The 19,666-nt window shown below is 64.1% G+C and carries 21 protein-coding genes; 16 read left to right on the top strand and 5 right to left on the bottom strand.

Annotated elements, in window-relative coordinates:
* Positions 1-98: 98 nt before the first annotated feature.
* On the bottom strand, positions 99-1,424 hold the full coding sequence (locus MTR66_RS14835) for a NupC/NupG family nucleoside CNT transporter (protein ID WP_243922411.1): 1,326 nt from the start codon (positions 1,422-1,424) through the stop codon (positions 99-101).
* Between the two features lie 105 nt (positions 1,425-1,529).
* Between MTR66_RS14835 and MTR66_RS14840 the strand changes: the two genes are divergently transcribed.
* Positions 1,530-2,210 carry a queuosine precursor transporter gene (locus MTR66_RS14840; protein ID WP_243922413.1) on the top strand — a complete coding sequence of 227 codons (681 nt, stop codon included), beginning with the start codon at positions 1,530-1,532 and terminating at the stop codon, positions 2,208-2,210.
* 151 nt (positions 2,211-2,361) lie between these two features.
* Here MTR66_RS14840 and MTR66_RS14845 read toward each other — a convergent pair whose 3' ends face one another.
* On the bottom strand, positions 2,362-2,811 hold the full coding sequence (locus tag MTR66_RS14845) for a hypothetical protein (RefSeq protein WP_243922415.1): 450 nt from the start codon (positions 2,809-2,811) through the stop codon (positions 2,362-2,364).
* Positions 2,812-2,925: 114 nt separating this feature from the next.
* On the opposite strand from MTR66_RS14845, the gene argB reads away from it, so the two are divergent.
* From argB to MTR66_RS14925, 15 genes are all read left to right on the top strand, one after another.
* A complete protein-coding gene (gene argB, locus MTR66_RS14850) occupies positions 2,926-3,837 on the top strand; it encodes an acetylglutamate kinase (protein WP_243922416.1) in 912 nt (303 codons plus the stop codon).
* A gap of 35 nt (positions 3,838-3,872) precedes the next feature.
* A complete protein-coding gene (locus MTR66_RS14855; RefSeq protein WP_243922418.1) occupies positions 3,873-4,445 on the top strand; it encodes a hypothetical protein in 573 nt (190 codons plus the stop codon).
* 111 nt (positions 4,446-4,556) lie between these two features.
* Positions 4,557-4,841 carry a YggT family protein gene (locus tag MTR66_RS14860; protein ID WP_243922421.1) on the top strand — a complete coding sequence of 95 codons (285 nt, stop codon included), beginning with the start codon at positions 4,557-4,559 and terminating at the stop codon, positions 4,839-4,841.
* Positions 4,834-5,724, top strand: a complete 891-nt coding sequence (gene folD, locus MTR66_RS14865) for a bifunctional methylenetetrahydrofolate dehydrogenase/methenyltetrahydrofolate cyclohydrolase FolD (protein ID WP_243922423.1) — start codon at positions 4,834-4,836, stop codon at positions 5,722-5,724. The genes MTR66_RS14860 and folD overlap by 8 nt, the downstream gene beginning before the upstream one ends.
* A complete protein-coding gene (locus MTR66_RS14870; protein WP_243922425.1) occupies positions 5,721-6,425 on the top strand; it encodes a hypothetical protein in 705 nt (234 codons plus the stop codon). Before folD ends, MTR66_RS14870 begins: the two co-directional genes overlap by 4 nt.
* Before the next feature lie 5 nt (positions 6,426-6,430).
* Positions 6,431-7,066, top strand: a complete 636-nt coding sequence (locus MTR66_RS14875; RefSeq protein ID WP_243922427.1) for a MarC family protein — start codon at positions 6,431-6,433, stop codon at positions 7,064-7,066.
* Between the two features lie 155 nt (positions 7,067-7,221).
* Positions 7,222-7,944, top strand: a complete 723-nt coding sequence (locus MTR66_RS14880; protein ID WP_243922430.1) for a polysaccharide deacetylase WbmS family protein — start codon at positions 7,222-7,224, stop codon at positions 7,942-7,944.
* A gap of 13 nt (positions 7,945-7,957) precedes the next feature.
* Positions 7,958-8,845: a DapH/DapD/GlmU-related protein gene (locus tag MTR66_RS14885; protein WP_243922432.1), complete on the top strand. Its 888-nt coding sequence runs from the start codon at positions 7,958-7,960 to the stop codon at positions 8,843-8,845.
* Complete coding sequence (locus MTR66_RS14890) at positions 8,842-9,543, top strand: acyltransferase (protein WP_243922434.1); 702 nt, start codon at positions 8,842-8,844, stop codon at positions 9,541-9,543. The genes MTR66_RS14885 and MTR66_RS14890 overlap by 4 nt, the downstream gene beginning before the upstream one ends.
* Before the next feature lie 156 nt (positions 9,544-9,699).
* Positions 9,700-10,740, top strand: coding sequence for a Gfo/Idh/MocA family protein (locus MTR66_RS14895; RefSeq protein WP_243922436.1), 1,041 nt, complete (start codon positions 9,700-9,702; stop codon positions 10,738-10,740).
* Positions 10,741-10,745: 5 nt separating this feature from the next.
* A complete protein-coding gene (locus tag MTR66_RS14900) occupies positions 10,746-11,774 on the top strand; it encodes an NAD-dependent epimerase/dehydratase family protein (RefSeq protein ID WP_243922439.1) in 1,029 nt (342 codons plus the stop codon).
* Positions 11,771-12,928, top strand: coding sequence for a DegT/DnrJ/EryC1/StrS family aminotransferase (locus MTR66_RS14905; RefSeq protein ID WP_243922441.1), 1,158 nt, complete (start codon positions 11,771-11,773; stop codon positions 12,926-12,928). The genes MTR66_RS14900 and MTR66_RS14905 overlap by 4 nt, the downstream gene beginning before the upstream one ends.
* Positions 12,928-13,416: an acyltransferase gene (locus MTR66_RS21375; RefSeq protein WP_327194511.1), complete on the top strand. Its 489-nt coding sequence runs from the start codon at positions 12,928-12,930 to the stop codon at positions 13,414-13,416. The genes MTR66_RS14905 and MTR66_RS21375 overlap by 1 nt, the downstream gene beginning before the upstream one ends.
* On the top strand, positions 13,413-14,534 hold the full coding sequence (locus MTR66_RS14920) for a DegT/DnrJ/EryC1/StrS family aminotransferase (protein ID WP_243922444.1): 1,122 nt from the start codon (positions 13,413-13,415) through the stop codon (positions 14,532-14,534). The genes MTR66_RS21375 and MTR66_RS14920 overlap by 4 nt, the downstream gene beginning before the upstream one ends.
* A 65-nt stretch (positions 14,535-14,599) precedes the next feature.
* Entirely contained in the window at positions 14,600-16,114 is a 1,515-nt protein-coding gene (locus tag MTR66_RS14925; protein ID WP_243922446.1) for a CgeB family protein, read from the top strand.
* A gap of 200 nt (positions 16,115-16,314) precedes the next feature.
* Here the strand turns inward: MTR66_RS14925 and MTR66_RS14930 are convergent, their stop codons facing one another.
* The 3 genes from MTR66_RS14930 to lptB all read right to left on the bottom strand — a co-directional run bounded on the left by MTR66_RS14930 (position 16,315) and on the right by lptB (position 19,590).
* Positions 16,315-17,001, bottom strand: coding sequence for an energy transducer TonB (locus tag MTR66_RS14930; protein WP_243922448.1), 687 nt, complete (start codon positions 16,999-17,001; stop codon positions 16,315-16,317).
* A 241-nt stretch (positions 17,002-17,242) separates the two neighbouring features.
* Positions 17,243-18,769, bottom strand: coding sequence for an RNA polymerase factor sigma-54 (gene rpoN, locus MTR66_RS14935; protein ID WP_243922450.1), 1,527 nt, complete (start codon positions 18,767-18,769; stop codon positions 17,243-17,245).
* A 26-nt stretch (positions 18,770-18,795) separates the two neighbouring features.
* A complete protein-coding gene (gene lptB / locus MTR66_RS14940) occupies positions 18,796-19,590 on the bottom strand; it encodes an LPS export ABC transporter ATP-binding protein (RefSeq protein ID WP_243922452.1) in 795 nt (264 codons plus the stop codon).
* Positions 19,591-19,666 lie beyond the last annotated feature (76 nt).

Raw genomic sequence — 19,666 nt, forward strand, 5'->3', positions numbered from 1 at the left:
TTGTTCTGGGGAGCAGATGACTATGCCGCAGGCGGATTGTCCAGCGCCATGCTGGCACGATCGCGGGGGCGAGAGCGCCCTGACGCCCCCGCTCCGCCTCAGCCGAGGCCCAGGAACAGGCCTGCCAGCGCCGCGCTCATCAGGTTGGACAGGCTGCCCGCGGCCAGTGCGCGGATGCCCAGTTTCGCGATCACCGGGCGCTGGTTGGGGGCAAGGCCGCCCGTCACCGCCATCTGGATCGCGATCGAGGAGAAATTGGCAAAACCGCACAGCGCGAACGTCACCACCGCCACGGTACGCGGGGACAGGCCGGTGTCCTTGCCCAGCTGGATGAACGAGACGAATTCGTTGAGCACGATCTTGGTGCCGAACAGACCGCCTGCCTGCATCGCCTCGTGCCAGTCGGGCGTCGCCAGCAGGTAGAACACCGGGGCGAAGACATAGCCCAGCAGCGACTGGAACGTCACGTCCTGAAACCCGAACAGGCCCGCCGCCCAGCCGACGATGCCATTGGCCAGCGCGATCAGCGCCACGAAAGCCAGCACCATCGCGCCCACCGCTACGGCCAGCTTCACGCCGGTCTGCGCGCCTTGCGAGGCGGCCATGATGATATTGGCGGGCTTTTCCTCGTCATGATCGACAGGTTCGGGCTCGTCGATGTGAACGCCGGGCTGGTGGGTCACGTCTTCGCGGTTGAGTGCGGCGGCAGCCATGCCCGCGGGCGGGGATGCGCCCTCGTGTACACCGGCTTCGTCCGGATGGGGGCCGCGCGGATCGGGCATGATCATCTTGGCCATGAAGATGCCGCCCGGGGCCGACATGAAGGCGGCAGCGACCAGATAGTCGATGCGGATACCCATCGAGGCATAGGCGGCGAGGATGGTGCCGGCCACGCCTGCAAGGCCCACCGTCATTACGCAGAACAGTTGCGAGGGATTGAGGCTGGCGAGGTAGGGGCGGATCACCAGCGGGCTCTCGCTCTGCCCAACGAAGATGTTGGAAGCCGCGCAGAGGCTTTCCACCTTGCTGATGCCCGTCACTTTCTCCAGCGCGCCGCCGATCCAGTGGATCACCAGCGGCATGATCCTGAGGTAATAGAGGATCGAGATCAGCGAGGCGAAGAAGATGATCACCGGCAGCGCGGAGATCGCGAAGCTGGTGCCGCCGATGGCAGGCGCGGCGATCGGGCCGAACAGGAAATCGATCCCCGCATGGGCATAGCCGAGCAGGTTTTCCACGCCCGAGGCGGCGCCGCGCAAGATGCGGTTGCCGAAAGGCACATAGAGCACGAGAGCGGCCAGCCCGGCCTGCAGGGCGAAGGCGGCACCGACCACGCGCAGGCGGATCGCCTTGCGGTCGCTGGAAAGCAGGAAGGCAGTGGCCATGATAAGGGCAATGCCGGTCAGGCTGTATGCGACATGCATTTAGGCGATGATCTTTCGTGAAGGGCAGGAGAAGAATCGGTGGACCCTATCGGGCCGGGTGCAAGACGGCTAGTGTAATTGTCCCGGTGCCGTTAGAGCACGGTCATGGACCAGACTGCAACTGCCGCACCCGCACCGGTGATCTCCCGCTCTCTCTTCGTCTTCTCGCTGCTCTATGGCGGCCTTGTCGTGCTTGCCGGGGTGCTGGGCACCAAGCTGGCTTCACTGGGACACTGGCCGGTGCTGGGCGATCTCGCCGTGGAATCGGGGATCTTCGCCTTCCTGCTGCTGGTGGTGCTGTCGAGCGCGGTGGCGGAGCTGCACGGGCGCGACACGGCGAACCGGCTGGTGCGCTTCGGCTTCATTCCGCTGATCGTCTCGATGACGCTGCTGACCTTCGTGATCCATGTCGTGCCGCCCGCCCCGTTCTGGAACGATCAGGAAGCCTATGCCCGCCTGCTCGGGCAGGGCGCGCGGATGCAGTTTGCCGGGCTGGTGTCCTACGGCGTATCGCAGACGCTCAACGTCTATCTCTTCGCGAAGCTGGCGGGCGGCAAGCTGGGGCACGAACGCAGCGGCCTGCTTCTGCTGCGGGCATGGATCGCCAGCCTGCTTTCGCAAGTGGTCGATACGGTGCTGTTCATCACCATTTCCTTTGCCGGGCAGGATCTGCCGATCGTCTCGATCATGGAAGGGCAGATCATTTCCAAGCTCGTGCTCTCCACGATCATGGTGCCGCCGTTCATCTGGTTCTTCGTGAAGCTGGGCCGCAAGCTGGACGCCTAGTATGGTGGAAACGAAGCCCCTATTCCCATTCTCCGTCATCCCCGCGAAGGCGGGGATCCCGCTTTTCGCGGCGTAGCGTAAAGAAAAGGGAGCGGGGCCCCCGCCTTCGCGGGGGCGACGCCATTATGCTGCGAACTTCACTCCCACCACGCTAGGCGCTGCTTTCTTCACTTTCGGCAACGCGAAATGTCTCCACCGCGTCCGGGGCATGGGGCCCGGCGCCGGTGCCGCCGGTCATTTGGCCGATCGCGCAAGTCGCCGGATCGAAGGGGCCTGCCGCATACATCATCCGCGCTTGCCCATCGGCGCTGCTGGAACGGAAGCGCAGCACGGCTTCCATGCCCTGGCCTTCGGGGGCGGTATGGGCGTCGAAATCGACGAAATCGAAGCCCCGTGTGCCCGGCGGCAGCGCGGCGGTTACGCGCAAGGTCAAGCGCTGCAGGAAGGCTGTGTCCTTGAAGCGGCAGATGTCGTCCGGTTCCGCACGGTAGAGGCTGGCCTTGTCTATATGAAAGCTGGCCGGTGGCGAGGCGGGCTCAGTGTCCTGTCCTGCGCTGCACCCGGCCAGCATCAGCGCCGCGATGGCGGGCAGACCTCTCATTTCGTTCCTCCGTTGCGGCCGAACCGGCCCCAAGGGGTATCCGCTTCGGCGCGAAGTTGAAATAGTGCCTGAAAACCCCTTCAAATCCGCGCCAAGGGGACTAAAGCACACCCCATGCCGAATCCGCACGATCCCGCTCTTCTCGCCAAGGCCGAAACGCTCGTCGATGCGCTGCCTTACATGCAGCGATACGCCGGGAGCACGTTCGTGGTGAAGTATGGCGGCCACGCGATGGGCGACCCCGAACTGGCGCACGATTTCGCCGAGGATGTCGTGCTGCTCAAAGCAGTGGGCATCAATCCGGTCGTCGTGCACGGCGGCGGGCCGCAGATCGGGGCGATGCTCAAGAAGGCGGGGATCGAAAGCCAGTTTATCGATGGCCTGCGCGTGACGGACAAGGAGACGGCGGAAGTGGCCGAAATGGTCCTGTCCGGCGCCATCAACAAGGAAATCGTCGGCTGGATCGCGAAAGCGGGCGGCAAGGCCATGGGCATTTCGGGCAAGGATGGCAAGCTTGCCACGGCCCGCAAGGTGCAGCGGACCAAGAAAGACCCGGACAGTCTGATCGAACAGATCGTCGATCTTGGCTTCGTGGGCGAGCCGGAAAAGATCGATACCTCGGTGATCGAGACGATTTCCGCTGCGGGCATGATCCCGGTGATCGCGCCGATCGCGCCCAGTGCCGATGGCGAGACCTACAACGTCAACGCCGATACCATGGCCGGGGCGATCGCGGCGGCGCTTGGCGCGGCGCGGCTGTTCCTGCTCACCGACGTGCATGGCGTGCTCGACAAGCAGGGCAACCTGCTCACCGATCTTCGCCCCGCCGATATCACGCGGCTTCAGGAAGACGGCACGATCTCGGGCGGCATGATTCCCAAGCTCGAAACCTGCATTCACGCGGTCGAGGCCGGGTGCGAGGCCGCCGTCGTGCTTGACGGGCGGGTATCTCATGCCATGCTATTGGAAATATTTACGCAAGAAGGCGCTGGCACGTTGATCCGTGCGGGCCAGGCCTCCATGTGAGGGGACCCCACGGGCTGAAAGGTATCGCAATTCCCATGCGCAAAAACGCCGTCATCAGGACCATGCTCGCCACTGCATTCACGGGCAGCGTGCTGCTGCTGGCCGCTTGCGGCGGCAATCCGCCCGCACCGGATGCGAGCATCGGCGCAACCGGGGATGCGGGCGAAGTGGTGGAGCCCGAACCGGCGCCGCTGCCTTCGGTCGATGCCTCGGCCGCGGCGAGTGCGGGCATTGCCGCCGGGCTCGACATGGCCGCGCTGACCGAGCGCCGCGATCCCGAACGCCTGCTGCGCTATTACACCAATGCCCTGCGCGTGGGGGACTGGGTCGATGCCGCCCGCGCCTGGAGCCTCGATGCGCAGATGACGCCGGAAAAGCTGCAGGCCGAATTCGGCGGCCAGACCAGCCCCAAGATCGCCGTCGGCAAGGGCGATACCGAGGGTGCGGCTGGCTCGCTCTATTACGAAGCGCCGATCGTGGTCGACTTTGCGGATGGGCGCCCCTCGCGGCGCGGGACGATCGTTTTGCGCCGCGTCAACGATGTGCCGGGGGCCAGCGAAGAGCAGCTCAACTGGCGTATCGAGCGGACCTCCACGCTCGTTCAGTAACGTTCATCGGCGGCTGTCGGCCCGCTGCAGAGCGCGGCCTTGCTCCCTGAGGCCGGTCTCGGCTATCAGGCCGCCTATCTTGCAATCCCCCAGTGAAAGGCCAAACGCCCCATGCTCGGCGGTCTATTCAATGCCCTCATCTATCTGCTGCAGGTTCTCCAGACGGTTATCCTGATCTGGTTCATCCTGTCGCTGCTGATCAGCTTCAACGTGGTCAACCTGCACAACCAGTTCGTCGCCGCCCTGTGGCGCGGGCTGAATGCGATCCTCGATCCGATGCTCAATCCGATCCGCAGGATCATGCCGCACACCGGTGGCATCGATTTTTCGCCGATGGTGCTGATCATCGGCATCATGGTGATCGTGAAGTTCATGGAACCGATGGTCTATGGCTGATATCATCGACGGCAAGGCTTTCGCCGAAGGCCTGCGGGCCCGCGTCGCCACTGTGGCGGCGGATTTCGAGGCGAAGGCCGGACGCAAGGCGGGCCTTGCCGTGGTGCTGGTGGGGGAAGACCCGGCCAGCCAGGTCTATGTGCGCAACAAGGGCAAGCAGACGCTGGCCTGCGGCATGGCAAGCTTCGAGCACAAGCTGCCCGCCGATACCAGCGAGGCCGATCTGCTGGCGCTGGTCGATCGGCTCAATGCCGATCCGGCGGTGGACGGCATTCTGGTCCAGCTGCCACTGCCCGCGCACATGAACGAGCAGAAGGTGATCGCCACGATCAACCCGGACAAGGACGTGGACGGCTTCCACGTCGTCAACGTCGGGCGTCTGGCGACGGGCCTGCCGGGGTACGTGCCCTGCACGCCGCTGGGCTGCGTGATGCTGCTCAAGGACAAGCTGGGCTCGCTTTCGGGGCTCGATGCCGTCGTGATTGGCCGTTCGAACATCGTGGGCAAGCCGATGGCGCAGCTGCTTATCGCCGAAAGCTGCACAGTGACGGTGGCGCATAGCCGCACGAAGGATCTGCCCGCCGCGGTGCGCCGTGCGGATATCGTGGTGGCCGCCGTGGGCCGCCCGGAGATGGTCAAGGGTGATTGGCTGAAGCCGGGCGCGACTGTGATCGATGTCGGCATCAATCGCGTGCCCGCTGCCGAAGAGGGCAAGACCAGACTGGTCGGCGATGTCGATTTCGCCTCTGCCAGCGAAGTTGCAGGTGCGATCACGCCGGTGCCGGGCGGTGTCGGGCCGATGACCATTGCTGTTCTGCTGCGCAACACGATCGTTGCCGCGCACCGTGCGGCGGACCTTGCGTTCGACGAGTCCGCTTTGTGACGAAACGGGGCGGTGCCGTTCTGATGCTGGCGGCCGCGGCGATGACACTCGCCGCGCCGGCCGGTGCGGAAAAGCGCCGCCGTCCCGCAGGGACGGGCACGGCCAATCCCAGCGCGCTGATCGCGGCCGAGATCGCCTTTGCCCGCGCCGCGCGGGAGAAGGGGCAATGGACGGCCTTTCGCAAGTTCGCCGATGACGATGCCGTGATGTTCGCGCCGCAGCCGGTCATGGCCAAGGCCTGGCTGAACGGCCGCAAGGACCCGCCTCAGGCGGTGCAGTGGGAGCCCTATCAGGTGTGGATGAGCTGCGATGGCACGCTCGGCGTCACCAAGGGCGCGTGGACCGGGCCGGACGGATCGGTGGGCTATTTCACCACGATCTGGAAGCAGCAGAAGAAGATCAAGGACGGTTATCGCTGGGTGCTCGATCAGGGCGATGACCTGGCCGAACCGCTCAAGAAGCCGGACTGGCTTTCGGCCGTCGTTGCCGATTGCCCCAGGCACCGCCGCGCAGTGCCGGACGAACCCCGCGAAGAGCGGCGCGAAGCCGGGATGGATGGCGCGGGGCAATCCGATGACGGCACGCTGACCTGGGCTTATCATGTGTCGGCAGACAATGCCCGCACGCTGACGGTTTCGCTGCGCAAGGACGGCAAGATGACGCAGGTGCTGTCCTCCTCGGTTGCCGGGAAGGGGCAGTAACCGCCGTGCTCGACCTTTTCCTGTCCGCCTTCATCACGCTGTTCGTGGTGATCGACCCTCCGGGCTGTGCCCCGATCTATGCCGGTCTTTCGGCGGATGCGAGCCGCCGCCAAGCCATCACCATGGCGGCGCGGGCCTGTGTGATCGCTGCGCTGATACTCGTGGTCTTCGCGCTCTTCGGCAAGCAGCTCCTCGGGGCGCTGCATGTCGAGCTGGATGCCTTCCGCCTGGCAGGCGGGGTGATGCTGTTCATGATCGCGGTGGAGATGGTCTTCGAAAAGCGCACCCAGCGCCGCGAGGAGCGGGCCGAGAAGATCATCGCGCAGCATGCCGAAACGCCCGAGGTGGAGGACGTCTCGATCTTCCCGATGGCGATGCCGATGCTGGCGGGCCCCGGTTCGATCGCCACGATCATGCTGCTGATGAGCCGAGCCCATGGCTTCGAGCAGACGGCGGCGGTGCTGGCGGCCATGCTTTCGGTGATGGTGATCAGCTTTGCCGCGCTGTCTGCTGCCGGGCCGCTGATGCGGATACTGGGAGACAAGGTGGAGGCGGTGATCACCCGCCTGCTGGGCGTGCTGCTGGCCGCCCTGGCCGCGCAATACGTGATTGACGGCGTGAAGTCCTCGCTGCTGGGGTAGGCCCCTTGACCGGAACGGCAGGGCTTGTCTGCTGGCCGTTTCCGCTCCGCCTTTTGCGCTTGTTGCCCCCACATCTCTGGGGACTCTTGACTGCGCCATCGGATTGGCTGCATCCGATGGAGATACGAACGATCAGAAAAATGCGGGTGTCGAAAATGGCTACGGGGCAGTTCGTTTTGACGGGGGACGTCGATTGGGCTTCCGAGCATTGCCTGCGCAGCTATATCGAGCATGCGGCCAGCCACGGCATCGTGCCGACCTTGTTCGTAACGCACCCATCGGCCGTGATCGAAGAGGCGGCGGCTGCGGGCAAGGTGCATCTCGGCATCCATCCCAACTTCATGCCGGGCAGCACCCACGGCGCCTCGCCTGAGCAGATTCTCGATTACGTTTTCGATCTCGTTCCCCAGCCGGTGGCGGCCCGCAGCCATTGTTTTTTTGACAACAGCCACGTTGCGGCGGCACTGGCACGGCGCGGCATTACGGTGGACAGCAATATCTGCTGCCACATGCAGCCGGAACTGCCCGTCCTGCAGCATTGGAACGGCATCAAGCGCCTGCCGGTGTTTTTCGAGGACGACGTGCATTGGGAACGGGGCGGCGAATGGACTTTCGCCCGCTATCAGGCGGCTTTCGCCACCCCGGGGCTCAAGATCCTGAACTTCCATCCGTTCATGTGGGCCCTGAATGTGCCGGACGCGGAATTCTATACCGCGCATCGCGCCCACATCCCGGCGCTGACCGGAGATCAGGCGCAGGCCATGCGCTTCCGCGGACCGGGCAGCGCGACATTCCTCGACGACATCATCCGCTGGGTGCGGCAAACGGGCGGCGAGTTCATCAGCCTGCCGCAATTGTGCGAAACGCTGCAAAGATAGAAGGGGGAACGGAGTGCTGCTTTCTGACATGCTGGCCGGGTTGCCGGCGGAAGTTGTCCGCGATGTTGAAGTCATCGGTTTCGGGCCGCTCAGTACGATGGCCGAGGGCGTGCTTCACTATTTCTCGGATGCGCGTTTCGAGCATCAACTGATCTCGCTTTCCGGCGCGCGGGCCGTGCTTGCGACGCGCGAACTGGCGGGGCATGTTCCGGCGCATTACGGCCTGGCCTTGTGCACCGATCCCAAGGAAGTGTTCCTGAAGGCCTACCGGCTTCACGGTGCGGATCTGGAAGCCGTGGAACCCTTTCCTAACGAGATCGATCCCAGCGCGCGCATCCATCCGCGCGCCGTCATTGCCGGTCACAGCGTTCGTATCGGCGCCAATGTGTCGATCGGCGCCAATGCGGTGGTGCATGAACGCGTGACGATCGAGGATGACGCCTCCGTGGGCGCCAACAGCGTTCTGGGCGGGGACGGTTTCGAGGTCGGCATCGTGGACGGGTGCCAGATCGTGGTGCCGCACTACGGCTCGGTGCTGGTCCGGCGCGGCGCGGTGATCCACACCAACGTTTCGGTCGATTGGGGAATATATGGAGGCTGTACCGAGATCGGTGAAGGTTCGGTGGTCGATAACCTGGTCCATGTGGCACATAACGTGAAGATCGGGCGCAATTGCCAGATCATCGCCTGCGTCATGCTGGGCGGTTCCACCGTGATCGGGGACGGGGCACGGATCGGACCTAATGCCACCGTGTCGAACGGGCTGCGGATCGGCCGGAACGCCCGGATCACGCTGGGCGCGGTGGTCACGCGCGATGTCGAGGAGGGAGGGCATGTGACCGGTAATTTCGCCATCCCGCACCCGCAGTTCATCGACAATCTTCGCAAGGGGCGGTCATGACCGGCGCGATCACGCCCGGGGCTTCGCCGGTGGATGAGCTGGCACGGCTGCTGAAGATCGATCGCGCGCTTCTGGAGGAGGCGGTGCCCGGCATTGATGCCATGCTGGCGGCCGGGCCGTTGTCCGGGCTGGCGGAACTGGTGACGGCGGGGCTGCGCCGCGACGCAATGCTCGACAGTGCCGATGATGGCCTGCGCGCACAGATCCTGAAGTACCATGCATCCGGCCTGATGACCGACCGTGAGCGCGCAGCCTTCTTCGGCCTGCCCGAAGGATGCCGGATGCGGGAGCGGGCCAAGATCCTTGCGCCCGAAAAGCTGCAGTGCGGCCGCAATGTCTGGATCGGCGAGGGGGCGATGCTGGACGCGCAGGGCGGGCTTACCATTGGCGATGGTACGCAGATCGGCGGCGGCGTTTTCGTCTGGACGCACAGTAGCCATCTGCAGGCGCAGCATAAGGAAACCTGCGTGTCCAAGGAGCATATGGTCTACAAGCCCACGCGGATCGGCAGCCATTGCTTCATTGTCGGCCCCACGGTGATCACTGCCGGCGTTACCATCGGCGACGGCGCGGTTATTTCGCCGCTGACGTTCATCGACCGGGACGTGGCCGAGGGTGAACGGGTCAGCGGCCCGCGCACGCTCAGGAAACTGGAAGAGCGGATCGACGAGCTGGAAAGGCGGCTTACCACGCCCTAGTTGTTTAATCCCTGAGCTTGGCAGGTATCGCCGCAGAGGGTTTGACGGATACGGAAAAAGGGGGCAGAACAATTCCGAACATGGTCCCTGCGATCATGTCTGGCCCTATTTTATAGTTAACTTTACCTAAATGTATTGGGCCTAGCTCTCGATCTCATGGTTAGGATCGGTCTTTGCGGTTTGGGTTACTGGGGGAAGAATCTCTTCCGCACCCTGTCGGGCAACCCCGGTATCCAGCTTGCTGCCGTCGCAGATGCCAAAGCGGAAGTCCGCGAAAAGCTGGCGATGACTCACCCCGCGCTGAAACTCTATGCGGATGCGATGGAGCTCATCTCCGATCCGGAGATCGATGCCGTCGTTCTCGCAACGCCGGTCGCATGCCACTATGCGCAGGCGAAGGCCGCGCTCGATCGGGGCAAGCATGTCATGGTCGAAAAGCCGCTGTGCACGAGCAGCGAGGAAGCGGACGACCTTGTTGCCCGGGCCGACCTTCATGGCCTGACGCTGATGGCGGATCACACCTTCCTGTTCCATCCTGCCGTGCTCAAGCTTGGCGAACTGGTCCGTTCGGGGGCCTTGGGGCAGATCAGTTATTTCGATTCGCAGCGCGTCAACCTCGGCCTGTTCCAGCCCGATGTGAACGTGCTGTGGGACCTGGCTCCGCACGATCTGTCGATCATCGACTATCTGTTTGGCGGAGAGCCGGTTCATATCGAGGCTTCGGGCTATTGCCACGTCAATCCGGGCTTTCCGGACATCGCGTACCTGACGTTCCACTATCCCAATTCGATGGTCGCGCACCTCAATCTCAGCTGGATGTCGCCGGTGAAGGTCCGCCGCGTCGCCGTTGGCGGCAGCGACAAGATGGTGGTCTGGGACGATCTTGACCGGGACGAGCCGCTCAAGATCTACGACAGCGGCATCACCACCCATCCCCGGCAGGATCGCGAAATCATCCTGCCCAGCTATCGCATCGGGTCGGTAACGTCGCCGCGCCTCGCGGGCAATGAACCGCTGGCCGATGTGGTCGAGCATTTCCGTCAGGTCATTCTGGGGCAGGCGACCGCGCGGACCGACGGCCGGCTGGGCCGCCGCATCGTGCGGACGCTCGAACGGACCCAGGCGGCGCTCGATCTCAGCCTTCAGCAGGCCCAAGCCTCGATGCCTTCTCCTTCCCAATCAACTGCGGCAGCGTGACACTCATGAAACTCATTCCGGTCAACAGTCCTTACCCCAACTGCCTTGCCGGAAAGCGGGTTCTCGTGACCGGCGGCGCCGGTTTCGTCGGATCGCACATCGTCGATCAGCTGCTCGCGCATGATGCCGCGGCGGTTACGGTTATCGACAACATGGTGCGCGGCCGCCCCGCCAATCTGGCGAGCGCTTTGCCGAGCGGCCGCGTGAAACTGATCGAGGCGGATATCCGCGATCAGGCGCTGATGGACGAACTGGTGAGCGATGCCGATATCGTGTTTCATCAGGCCGCCCTGCGGATCACGCACTGCGCCGCCGAACCGCGTCTGGCCTTCGATGTCATGGGGCAGGCAACGTTCGAGATTCTCGAAGCCTGCGTCAGGCACAAGGTGGAAAAGGTGATCGCGGCGTCCTCGGCCTCCATCTATGGGTTGGCGCCTGAGTTTCCCACGACGGAAGCGGCTGCGCCTTATGCGGACCGCACGCTCTACGGCGGGTTGAAGATGTTCAACGAGAGCCTGCTGCGGTCTTTCAACGACATGTTCGGCCTGAACTACGTTGCGCTGCGCTATTTCAACGTGTTCGGCCCGCGTATGGACATCCACGGCAAATATACCGAGGTGCTGATCCGCTGGATGGAGCGCATCGCGCAGGGGCTGCCGCCGCTGATCTTCGGAGACGGCCTGCAAACGATGGATTTCATCGACGTGCGTGACATTGCCCGGGCCAATATTGCCGCTGCGCTCTCGCCCGCGTCCGACCGTGTGTACAACGTCGCCTGGGGTACGGAAGTCACGCTGAAGCAGCTTGCCGAAACGCTGCTGGCCATCATGGGCCGGCCGGACCTGGGCATCGAATATCAGCCAGCCCGCGCGATCAATCCGGTCGAGCGCCGGCTGGCCGATGTTACGCGGGCCCGTGAGGAACTTGGTTTCAAGGCCACCATCACGCTGGAAGACGGCCTTCGCGATCTGGTGGCATGGTGGCAGGCCGAGCGCGCGCTCGATATCGCACCCGGGCAGGCCAGCGCGGCATGATCCCGCTGATGAAGCCCGTCATGGGCGAGGCCGAGACCGATGCAGTGGCTGCGGTTATCGCGTCGGGATGGCTGACGCAGGGGCCGCAAGTGAAGGCTTTCGAGGAAGAATTCGCGGCCATGACCGGCGCGGCGCATGCCTGCGCCGTCTCCAACTGCACGACGGCGCTGCATCTCGCGCTGCTGGCGGTGGGGGTGACGGCGGGGGATGAGGTCATCACCGTCAGCCACAGTTTCATCGCCACGGCCAATGCCATCCGGATGTGCGGCGCGGAGCCCGTTTTCGCCGATATCGAGGAGGGCGGCTACAATATCGATCCTGCCGCGATCGAGGCGCTTGTCACGCCGCGCACGCGGGCGATCCTGTGCGTGCATCAGATCGGCATGCCTTGCGACCTGCCGCAGATCGCCGGTATCGCCCGCAAACACGGGCTGCGCCTGGTGGAAGATGCCGCCTGTGCCAGCGGATCGGAGATACGGGTCGAGGGCGCCTGGCGGAAGATCGGCAATCCGATCGCGGACGCGGCTTGCTTTTCCTTCCATCCGCGCAAGATCCTGACGACGGGCGAAGGCGGGATGATCACCACCAACGATGCCGCGATCGACGCGCGTTGCCGGTTGCTGCGCCAGCATGGCATGAGCCTGTCAGATCTGGCCCGGCACTCGTCGAGCAAGGTGATGGTGGAGACTTACGACGAAGCCGGCTTCAACTATCGCATGACTGACCTGCAGGCTTCGATCGGCCGCGTGCAGCTTACGCGGCTGGCCGGGATCGTGGCCGACCGCCAGCGTCTGGCCGGGCGCTATGCCGAATTGCTGGGAGCCATTCCCGGCATCGCCGTTCCGCAGCAGCCCGAATGGGCGCGGTCCAACTGGCAGAGTTATACCATTGGCCTGCCCGAGGGGACTGACCGCGAGACGGTGATGCAGTCGATGCTCGACGCTGGCGTGGCTACGCGCCGGGCAGTGATGTCCAGCCATCTCGAAAAGCCCTGGCGCCATGCCCGGCGCGGAGATCTGACCCGTTCCGAGCGGGTCAGCGGCACGCACATGATCCTGCCCCTGTTCAGCGGCATGACCGATGCCGAGCAGATCGCGGTGGCCGAAGCCCTTCGCCATGCGCTGACGGATGCGCACGCGAAAAGGGCGGCCTGATGCCGGTCGCCGATTCCGTCACTCTGCACCCGGAAGCGGTCATTCATCATCCTGACCTTGTGAATCTCTATGGGTGCCGCATCGGCGCGGGCACGCGCATCGGCACATTCGTGGAGATTCAGGAAGACGTGGAAGTGGGCGCGAACTGCAAGATCCAGTCGCACAGCTTTCTGTGCTCGGGCGTGACGATCGAGGATGAAGTCTTCATCGGCCATGGCGTCATGTTCACGAACGATCTCCATCCCGCCGCTACCAACGGCGATGGCAGCCTGCAAGGCGCCGGGGACTGGACTTGCCAGCCAACGCGCATCTGCCGCCGCGCCTCGGTGGGCAGCGGCGCCACGATCCTGCCCGTGACGATCGGCGAAGGCGCGCTGGTCGCGGCGGGCGCGGTGGTGACGCGCGATGTTCCTCCTTATGCCGTGGTCGCCGGTGTTCCCGCACGGGTCGTCGGCGATACCAGGTTTGCGAAAGGCGAAAAGGCATGACTGGCCCCAAGGTTCCCTTTGTCGATCTGTCGATCCAGTGGGACCAGATTCAGGATGAGGTCATGCCCGACCTTGCCAGGCTGTTTCAGGCCAGCGCGTTCTGCCTCGGCCCCTGGGCCACGGCGTTCGAGGCGCAGATTGCCGAATATCTGGGCGTGAAACATGCCATTGCCGTCAACAGCGGCAGTGCGGCCCTGCACGTTGCGACGATTGCCGCGGGCATAGGGCGCGGCGACAAGGTGCTGGTTCCCGCCCACACGTTCATCGGCACGATCTGGGGCCTGCTCTACGAAGGCGCGATTCCGGTCTTTTGCGATGTCGAGGACACCACCGGCAATATCGATCTGGCCGATGCCGAACGCCGTATGGAACCGGGCGTGAAGGCGATCATCCCGGTGCATCTCTATGGCCAGCCCGTCGATGTCACGGGTGTGCTGGCTTTCGCCGAACGGCATGGGCTGACCGTCATCGAAGATGCCGCGCAAGCGATCGGCGCGCAGTGGCAGGGCAAGGCGATCGGCACGTTCGGTGCGATGGGGTGCTTCAGCTTCTACCCCGGCAAGAATCTCGGCGGGGCTGGCGAAGGCGGCCTGATCGTAACCGATGACGACGAGAAGGCGAGGCTGGCGCGGATCCTGCGAGAGCATGGCCAGAGCGAGCGGTATGTCCACGAACGCATCGGCTACAACTACCGTATGGACGGCATTCAGGCGCTGGTGCTCTCGCACAAGCTGAAGCGGCTGGACGGCTGGACCGGTCAGCGCCGCGCGATCGCCCGCCGCTATGAAGATGCACTGGCGGATACGCCGTTGCGCCTGCCTGCCGTCGTCCACGGCGATCATGTCCATCACCTCTACGTCGTGCGCACCGCGGAGCGCGATGCCCTTCGCACGTTCCTTGACGAGCAGGGCGTGCAGACAGGGCTCCACTATCCCGTACCGCTATACCGGCAACCCTGCCTTGCAGGCATCGCCACGCCGCCCGCTGACGGCTTTCCCGTTACCGAGGACTGGGCCGGGAATGGCCTGTCGCTGCCCATGTTCGCGGGCATGACCCAGGCCCAGCAGGATTGCGTCATCGCCGCGATTCACGCCTATTTCGAGAAGAGAGCACTATGAACGGTCAGGCTTCCCGCACGAAGATCCTTTGCATCCGGCCGCGGGGAAACCCTGAATGCGCGGATGTGCTGCACACTGTGGTCGACGAATGGGTGCATACGCTGGCGCTGCATTGCGACGTCGAGACGATCGATTACGATTTCGATCTTGTCGAAGTGTGCGAACGGGTGAAGCCGGACTTTCTGCTCTTTGATTCCATCCACTGGGGGCGGAACCATCCCCTGGCCATCGCCAATATCGATGCTTTCCCCGACTTGCCGCGTGCGCTGTTGCTCAACAGCGATCCGCATGATCCGATGCGGCCGCTGACGATGGACATGGTGTGCGCCTACGGTATCGACACGATCTTCTGCACCGGGATTGAAGACCTTCAGCAGATGAACGAGCTGCGGCGCTTCAACTGCTTTGTTCTCCCCAAGTTCATCGATAGCGCCACTTTCCGGGACTATGGCGAGGAGAGATCGATCCCCGTCACGATCATGAGTGCGCACCTCTTTCCCGCCTTCTACCCATGGCGGGCGCAGGTGACGGAAGAGATCCAGCGGATCTTGCCGACGCTGCTCTATACCCATCCCGGTTATGCAAAGGGCGAGGTCAATCCCTTTGAAATCCGGGATGAGTCCTATGCCCGGATGCTGTCGCGCAGCCAGTTTTGCCTGACGGATACGACCCGGCTGGACTATGTGGTGCGCAAGCATCTGGAAATTCCCGCAGCGGGATCGGTGCTTGTTTCTCCCCCGTCCGAAGCCCTTGCAGACTACGGCTTCGTCAACATGGAAAACTGTATACTCGGGCCGGCCGGTCCCGAACTCTACGCCAATATTCTGGCCATCGCGCGCGACCGGAGGCTGTACGAGTACATCCGATCGAACGGGCACGCTCTGGTCCATAGCCGCTACACGCGCGAGTCCTGGACGCATATTCTGGACTGGTTCGAATGCCGCCGGAATCTGAAGTCCGGGGAAATGGTTCAGCAGGATGGCGTCTTCGGGGCGTTCAGGGCCGTGCCCGCGGCAGCGGACGCGGCGCCGGTCGTGAATTTCGAAGTTCACGACAATCCGATGGGAGTGAAGCTGCGCGCCGCTCGCGAGGCGCTGTTGCATGACGGCGATCTTGCAGCGGCAGCCGGAGGGCTTCGCGAGACCATGGACTGGGTCGCCCATGTCGGGGAACCCTGGTTCCTGTTGGGGGTCATTGCGTTGGCCGTGGGCGATCGGGAAAACGCAGGGCAATGGCTGATGCGGCGCAGCATGGCTCAGGGAAGTCATGATGCCAGTCTCGGCCTTCTCGATCCCTGTGAAATCGCGTGGCTCATGTTTCTCGCCTATATCACGGCGGACGAGGCGCTGTTCCAGCAGATGTCGGAGGCTGCGAGAGGGGCATCGCACCTCAGCATCCGGCGTATGCAATGGCTTATCGCAGGGGCCTCGCCCGTGGCGGATCTCTCTGCGGCCGGTCTCGACAAGCCTTTGCCGGACGATTGCCTGTCGATCCACTGGCTGGGGGATGAGGATTTCGACTCCTGGTTCGCGCTGATCCAGCGCGTGCTTGCCAAGATTTATGACACTGCGGCGGCCTGACAGGCGGCCGTAAAAGGAAAGAGGCCCCTTCCGGCGCTGGCAGGGCCATGGCCGGAAGGGGCAGGTGTCAGCCGCCCAGGGTGGGGGCGTTCTGCAAAGCGGGTTGGCCGGAGCGGCAGTGTACGGCGCGGATAGGGCCGCTCCGGCCATGCGGCCGCGATCATTGCTAATCGGGGCCGCAATTCGGGTAAGGCGGGCCGTCAGTCCTGCGGGATCACCCAGCGGATCGTCCCGGCATAGCTGCCTGCGGTCTTTTCGCCATTGGCGCCGGTCGCCGGATCGAACCGCGCGCGGCGGGTCAGATTGCGGCAAGTCGCCTTGTCGAGCCCTTCATAGCCGCTCGATTGCACGATTGTGCAATCGCTCACCCGGCCATCGGTGTCGATGGCCAGCCGGAAGCGGACCGTGCCGGTGTGCCCCAGCCGGATATCGGAGGTAGGATAGTCGTTTGTCGTCACCCATAGCGCGGCATTGTTGCGCGGCTTGGCAACCTTGGGCGTGAACCGCGCGGTGGGCTCGGGCGGTGCGATGCCGGGGATGAAGACGAGATCGTCACTGCCGGTGCGTCCCGCCGGTTCCACTCTGACCGGATCCGCCAGATGGAGCGGCGGATCGATGGCAACGGTGGTTTCCGGTTTGGGCAATGGGGTGAAGTTGTCCTGCACAACCGGCTTTTGCGGTTCGGCTTTGGGTTCCTCTGTGGGTTGTGGCGGGATCGGCCGGATCGGGATCTGCTCGCCGGTGAGGCGGGGCGGCGGCGGATCCTGGAGGAAACGAACGGCAAGGCCGTTGACCAGAGCCAGCGCCAGTCCGGCCTGGATCAGCGCGACCGTGCCACCGGTCAACGCCTTGCGGCCACGGCCTGCATTCCCGTCTGCATAAGACATGAGCAATCCCCTCCATTGTTGGCCATTTGCTTGCGGTTTGCCGCAAGCCTGGCGCTGTTCATGGCAGGAAGCGTAACACAACCTTTTCAGTTGGGAATTATTTTTTACTAAGCATATCAAGTATTTAAAAATACATAGCTATAATAACCATGCTTACTTGTGGCCGGACTCGCAGGTTTGCGTGCCTCTCGCGCCATGGCCTGAATCGATGCTGAATGAATAAAATGCCGCTTGCGGGGCGTCAGCGCGCCGCGGCCAGGGCTTTTTGTCTGCGCCGCTGCACCGAACTGCCCAGCCCGATCGCCTCGCGGTATTTGGCGACGGTGCGGCGGGCGAGTTCGAAGCCCTTCTGCTTGAGCAGTTCGACGAGGGCATCGTCAGACAGGATCGCCTTGGGGTCTTCGGCATCGATCAGCTGCTTGATCGCGGCCTTGACCGCTTCGGCCGAAGCTCCGCCTTCGCCGCCCGCAGAGGCGACGCCCGAACTGAAGAAGTATTTCAGCTCATAAGTGCCGCGCGGACAGTTGAGGAACTTGTTCGATGTCACGCGGCTGACCGTGGATTCGTGCATCCCGATCGCTTCGGCAACGGTGCGCAGGGTCAGCGGCTTCAGGTGCGAGACGCCGTGGCGGAAGAAGCCGTCCTGCTGCTTCACCAGTTCGGTGGCGACTTTGAGGATGGTCTTCTGCCGCTGGTCGAGCGCCTTGATCAGCCAGTTGGCGTCGGCCAGCTTTTCCGAAAGCCAGGCGCGCGAGGTCTTGTCGTCGCAGGTGCCCTTGAGTTCGACGTAGTAGCCGCGATTGACGATAAGGCGCGGCAAAGTCGCCTGGTTGAGCGCGATGTCCCAGCCGCCGTCGTCGCGCGGGGTCACGAGGATATCCGGCGTGACCGCCGCGCCCGGTTCGCCGCCGAAGCGCAGGCCGGGCTTGGGATCGTAGCCGCGCAATTCGGCCAGCATGTCGGCGAAATCCTCGTCGTCCACGCTGCAAAGGCGCTTCAGCCGGGCCAGTTCGCCGCGCCCGATCAGGTCAAGGTTGTCGATCAGCTTGGCCATGCATGGATCGTAACGGTCCGCTTCGCGGGCCTGCAGGGCGATGCATTCGGACAAAGTGCGGGCGCCCACGCCGGTGGGGTCGAGCGACTGGATCACGGCTAGCCCCTGTTCCGCCTCTCCGACTTCGACGCCCAGATCGCTGGCGATTTCGGTGGTCGAGGCGGGAAGATAGCCGGTCTCGTCAAGCTGGCCCGCGATGTAGCGCGCGATTCCGGCCAGCAGCGGATCGCTGGTGGCCGTGCCGATCTGGGCTTCGAGGTGCGCGCTCAGCGTTTCGCTGCCGCCGGGGCGTTCGTCGATGCCGGGGCCTTCTTCACCGCCCGGGCCGCGCAAGTCGGCGCCCCACCCGGAATCGGCGCCGGACTCTGTCGAGGCGCGCTGGCCATCGCCGGTGTCACGGTCCCGGTCGAGCGCGGAAGCATCGATGTCGAGCGGGCGGTCGTCGGCCCCGTGGCCTTCACCGATAAGCTGATCGACCGAGGATCCTTCCAGCGTGGTGCGCCGGGCCTCTTCTGGCATTTCCACGGTTTCGGCGGCAGCAGGCTCGGAGGGCTGGGCGTTGACGTCCAGCAGCGGATTGCTTTCCAGCGATTCGCCGATGAAGGCTTCGATTTCGAGGTTGGACAGCGCCAGCAGCTTGATCGCCTGCTGCAGCTGCGGCGTCATCACCAGCGACTGGCTTTGCCGCAGATCCAGCCGTGGCCCCAGCGCCATCGGTTAGTCCTCCCGCGCGGCAGGCCTCACAGCGTGAAGCCTTCGCCCAGATAGAGGCGCCGCACGTTTTCGTCCGCAACCAGCGCTTCGGGGCTGCCCGCGAACAGCACTTGTCCGCCGTAGATGATGCAGGCCCGGTCAACGATATCCAGCGTTTCGCGCACGTTGTGATCGGTGATCAGCACGCCGATGCCGCGCGTCTTGAGATCGCGCACGAGATCGCGGATGTCCGCGATGGAAAGCGGGTCGATGCCTGCGAAAGGCTCGTCGAGCAGCATGATAGAGGGCTTGGCGGCCAGCGCGCGGGCAATCTCGCAGCGGCGGCGTTCGCCGCCCGAAAGCGCCATGGCCGGGCTGGTGCGCAGCCTGGTCAGGCCGAACTCGTCGAGCAGACGCTCCAGTTCCTCGCCGCGCACGTCCGCCTCAGGCTCGTTGAGTTCGAGCACGGCGCTGATGTTCTGTTCGACCGTCATGCCCCGAAAGATCGAGGTTTCCTGCGGCAGATAGCCAAGGCCGAGGATCGCGCGGCGGTACATCGGCAGGCGGGTAACATCGATGCCGTCCATCAGGATGCGGCCGGAATCGGGGCGGACCAGCCCCATGATCGAATAGAAGCAGGTGGTCTTGCCTGCACCGTTGGGGCCCAGCAGGCCGAGCACTTCGCCCTTGGCCACCGACAGCGAGATATCGGTTAGCACCGCCCGCTTGTCGTAACTCTTGGCGATCGAAATGACTTCGAGCCCGCCGCGTTCGGCCAGCAATGCCGCGGCTGCGGCGGGGCCGCCGGCATGTTCCTGCGCAAGATCAATCGTACCGGTCATCCCTGCGGGGTTTACGCAGCACGCGGGGCGACGGCAACCCGGCATTTCCAGTTGTATGGGGGATCTGGCAAGTTTC

This window comes from Novosphingobium beihaiense (genome assembly GCF_022832375.1).
In the GTDB taxonomy this organism is placed as follows: Bacteria; Pseudomonadota; Alphaproteobacteria; order Sphingomonadales; family Sphingomonadaceae; genus Novosphingobium; species Novosphingobium beihaiensis.

Excerpts from the sequence above, each read along its gene's own strand:
- folD (WP_243922423.1), top strand. The coding sequence starts at position 4,834 with ATGGCTGATATCATCGACGGCAAGGCTTTCGCCGAAGGCCTGCGGGCC.
- MTR66_RS14930 (WP_243922448.1), bottom strand. The coding sequence starts at position 17,001 with ATGTCTTATGCAGACGGGAATGCAGGCCGTGGCCGCAAGGCGTTGACC.
- rpoN (WP_243922450.1), bottom strand. The coding sequence starts at position 18,769 with ATGGCGCTGGGGCCACGGCTGGATCTGCGGCAAAGCCAGTCGCTGGTG.
- MTR66_RS21375 (WP_327194511.1), top strand. The coding sequence starts at position 12,928 with ATGCCGGTCGCCGATTCCGTCACTCTGCACCCGGAAGCGGTCATTCAT.
- MTR66_RS14900 (WP_243922439.1), top strand. The coding sequence starts at position 10,746 with ATGAAACTCATTCCGGTCAACAGTCCTTACCCCAACTGCCTTGCCGGA.
- MTR66_RS14845 (WP_243922415.1), bottom strand. The coding sequence starts at position 2,811 with ATGAGAGGTCTGCCCGCCATCGCGGCGCTGATGCTGGCCGGGTGCAGC.
- MTR66_RS14840 (WP_243922413.1), top strand. The coding sequence starts at position 1,530 with ATGGACCAGACTGCAACTGCCGCACCCGCACCGGTGATCTCCCGCTCT.
- MTR66_RS14895 (WP_243922436.1), top strand. The coding sequence starts at position 9,700 with ATGGTTAGGATCGGTCTTTGCGGTTTGGGTTACTGGGGGAAGAATCTC.
- MTR66_RS14890 (WP_243922434.1), top strand. The coding sequence starts at position 8,842 with ATGACCGGCGCGATCACGCCCGGGGCTTCGCCGGTGGATGAGCTGGCA.
- MTR66_RS14860 (WP_243922421.1), top strand. The coding sequence starts at position 4,557 with ATGCTCGGCGGTCTATTCAATGCCCTCATCTATCTGCTGCAGGTTCTC.
- MTR66_RS14920 (WP_243922444.1), top strand. The coding sequence starts at position 13,413 with ATGACTGGCCCCAAGGTTCCCTTTGTCGATCTGTCGATCCAGTGGGAC.
- argB (WP_243922416.1), top strand. The coding sequence starts at position 2,926 with ATGCCGAATCCGCACGATCCCGCTCTTCTCGCCAAGGCCGAAACGCTC.
- MTR66_RS14880 (WP_243922430.1), top strand. The coding sequence starts at position 7,222 with ATGGCTACGGGGCAGTTCGTTTTGACGGGGGACGTCGATTGGGCTTCC.
- lptB (WP_243922452.1), bottom strand. The coding sequence starts at position 19,590 with ATGACCGGTACGATTGATCTTGCGCAGGAACATGCCGGCGGCCCCGCC.
- MTR66_RS14835 (WP_243922411.1), bottom strand. The coding sequence starts at position 1,424 with ATGCATGTCGCATACAGCCTGACCGGCATTGCCCTTATCATGGCCACT.
- MTR66_RS14905 (WP_243922441.1), top strand. The coding sequence starts at position 11,771 with ATGATCCCGCTGATGAAGCCCGTCATGGGCGAGGCCGAGACCGATGCA.
- MTR66_RS14855 (WP_243922418.1), top strand. The coding sequence starts at position 3,873 with ATGCGCAAAAACGCCGTCATCAGGACCATGCTCGCCACTGCATTCACG.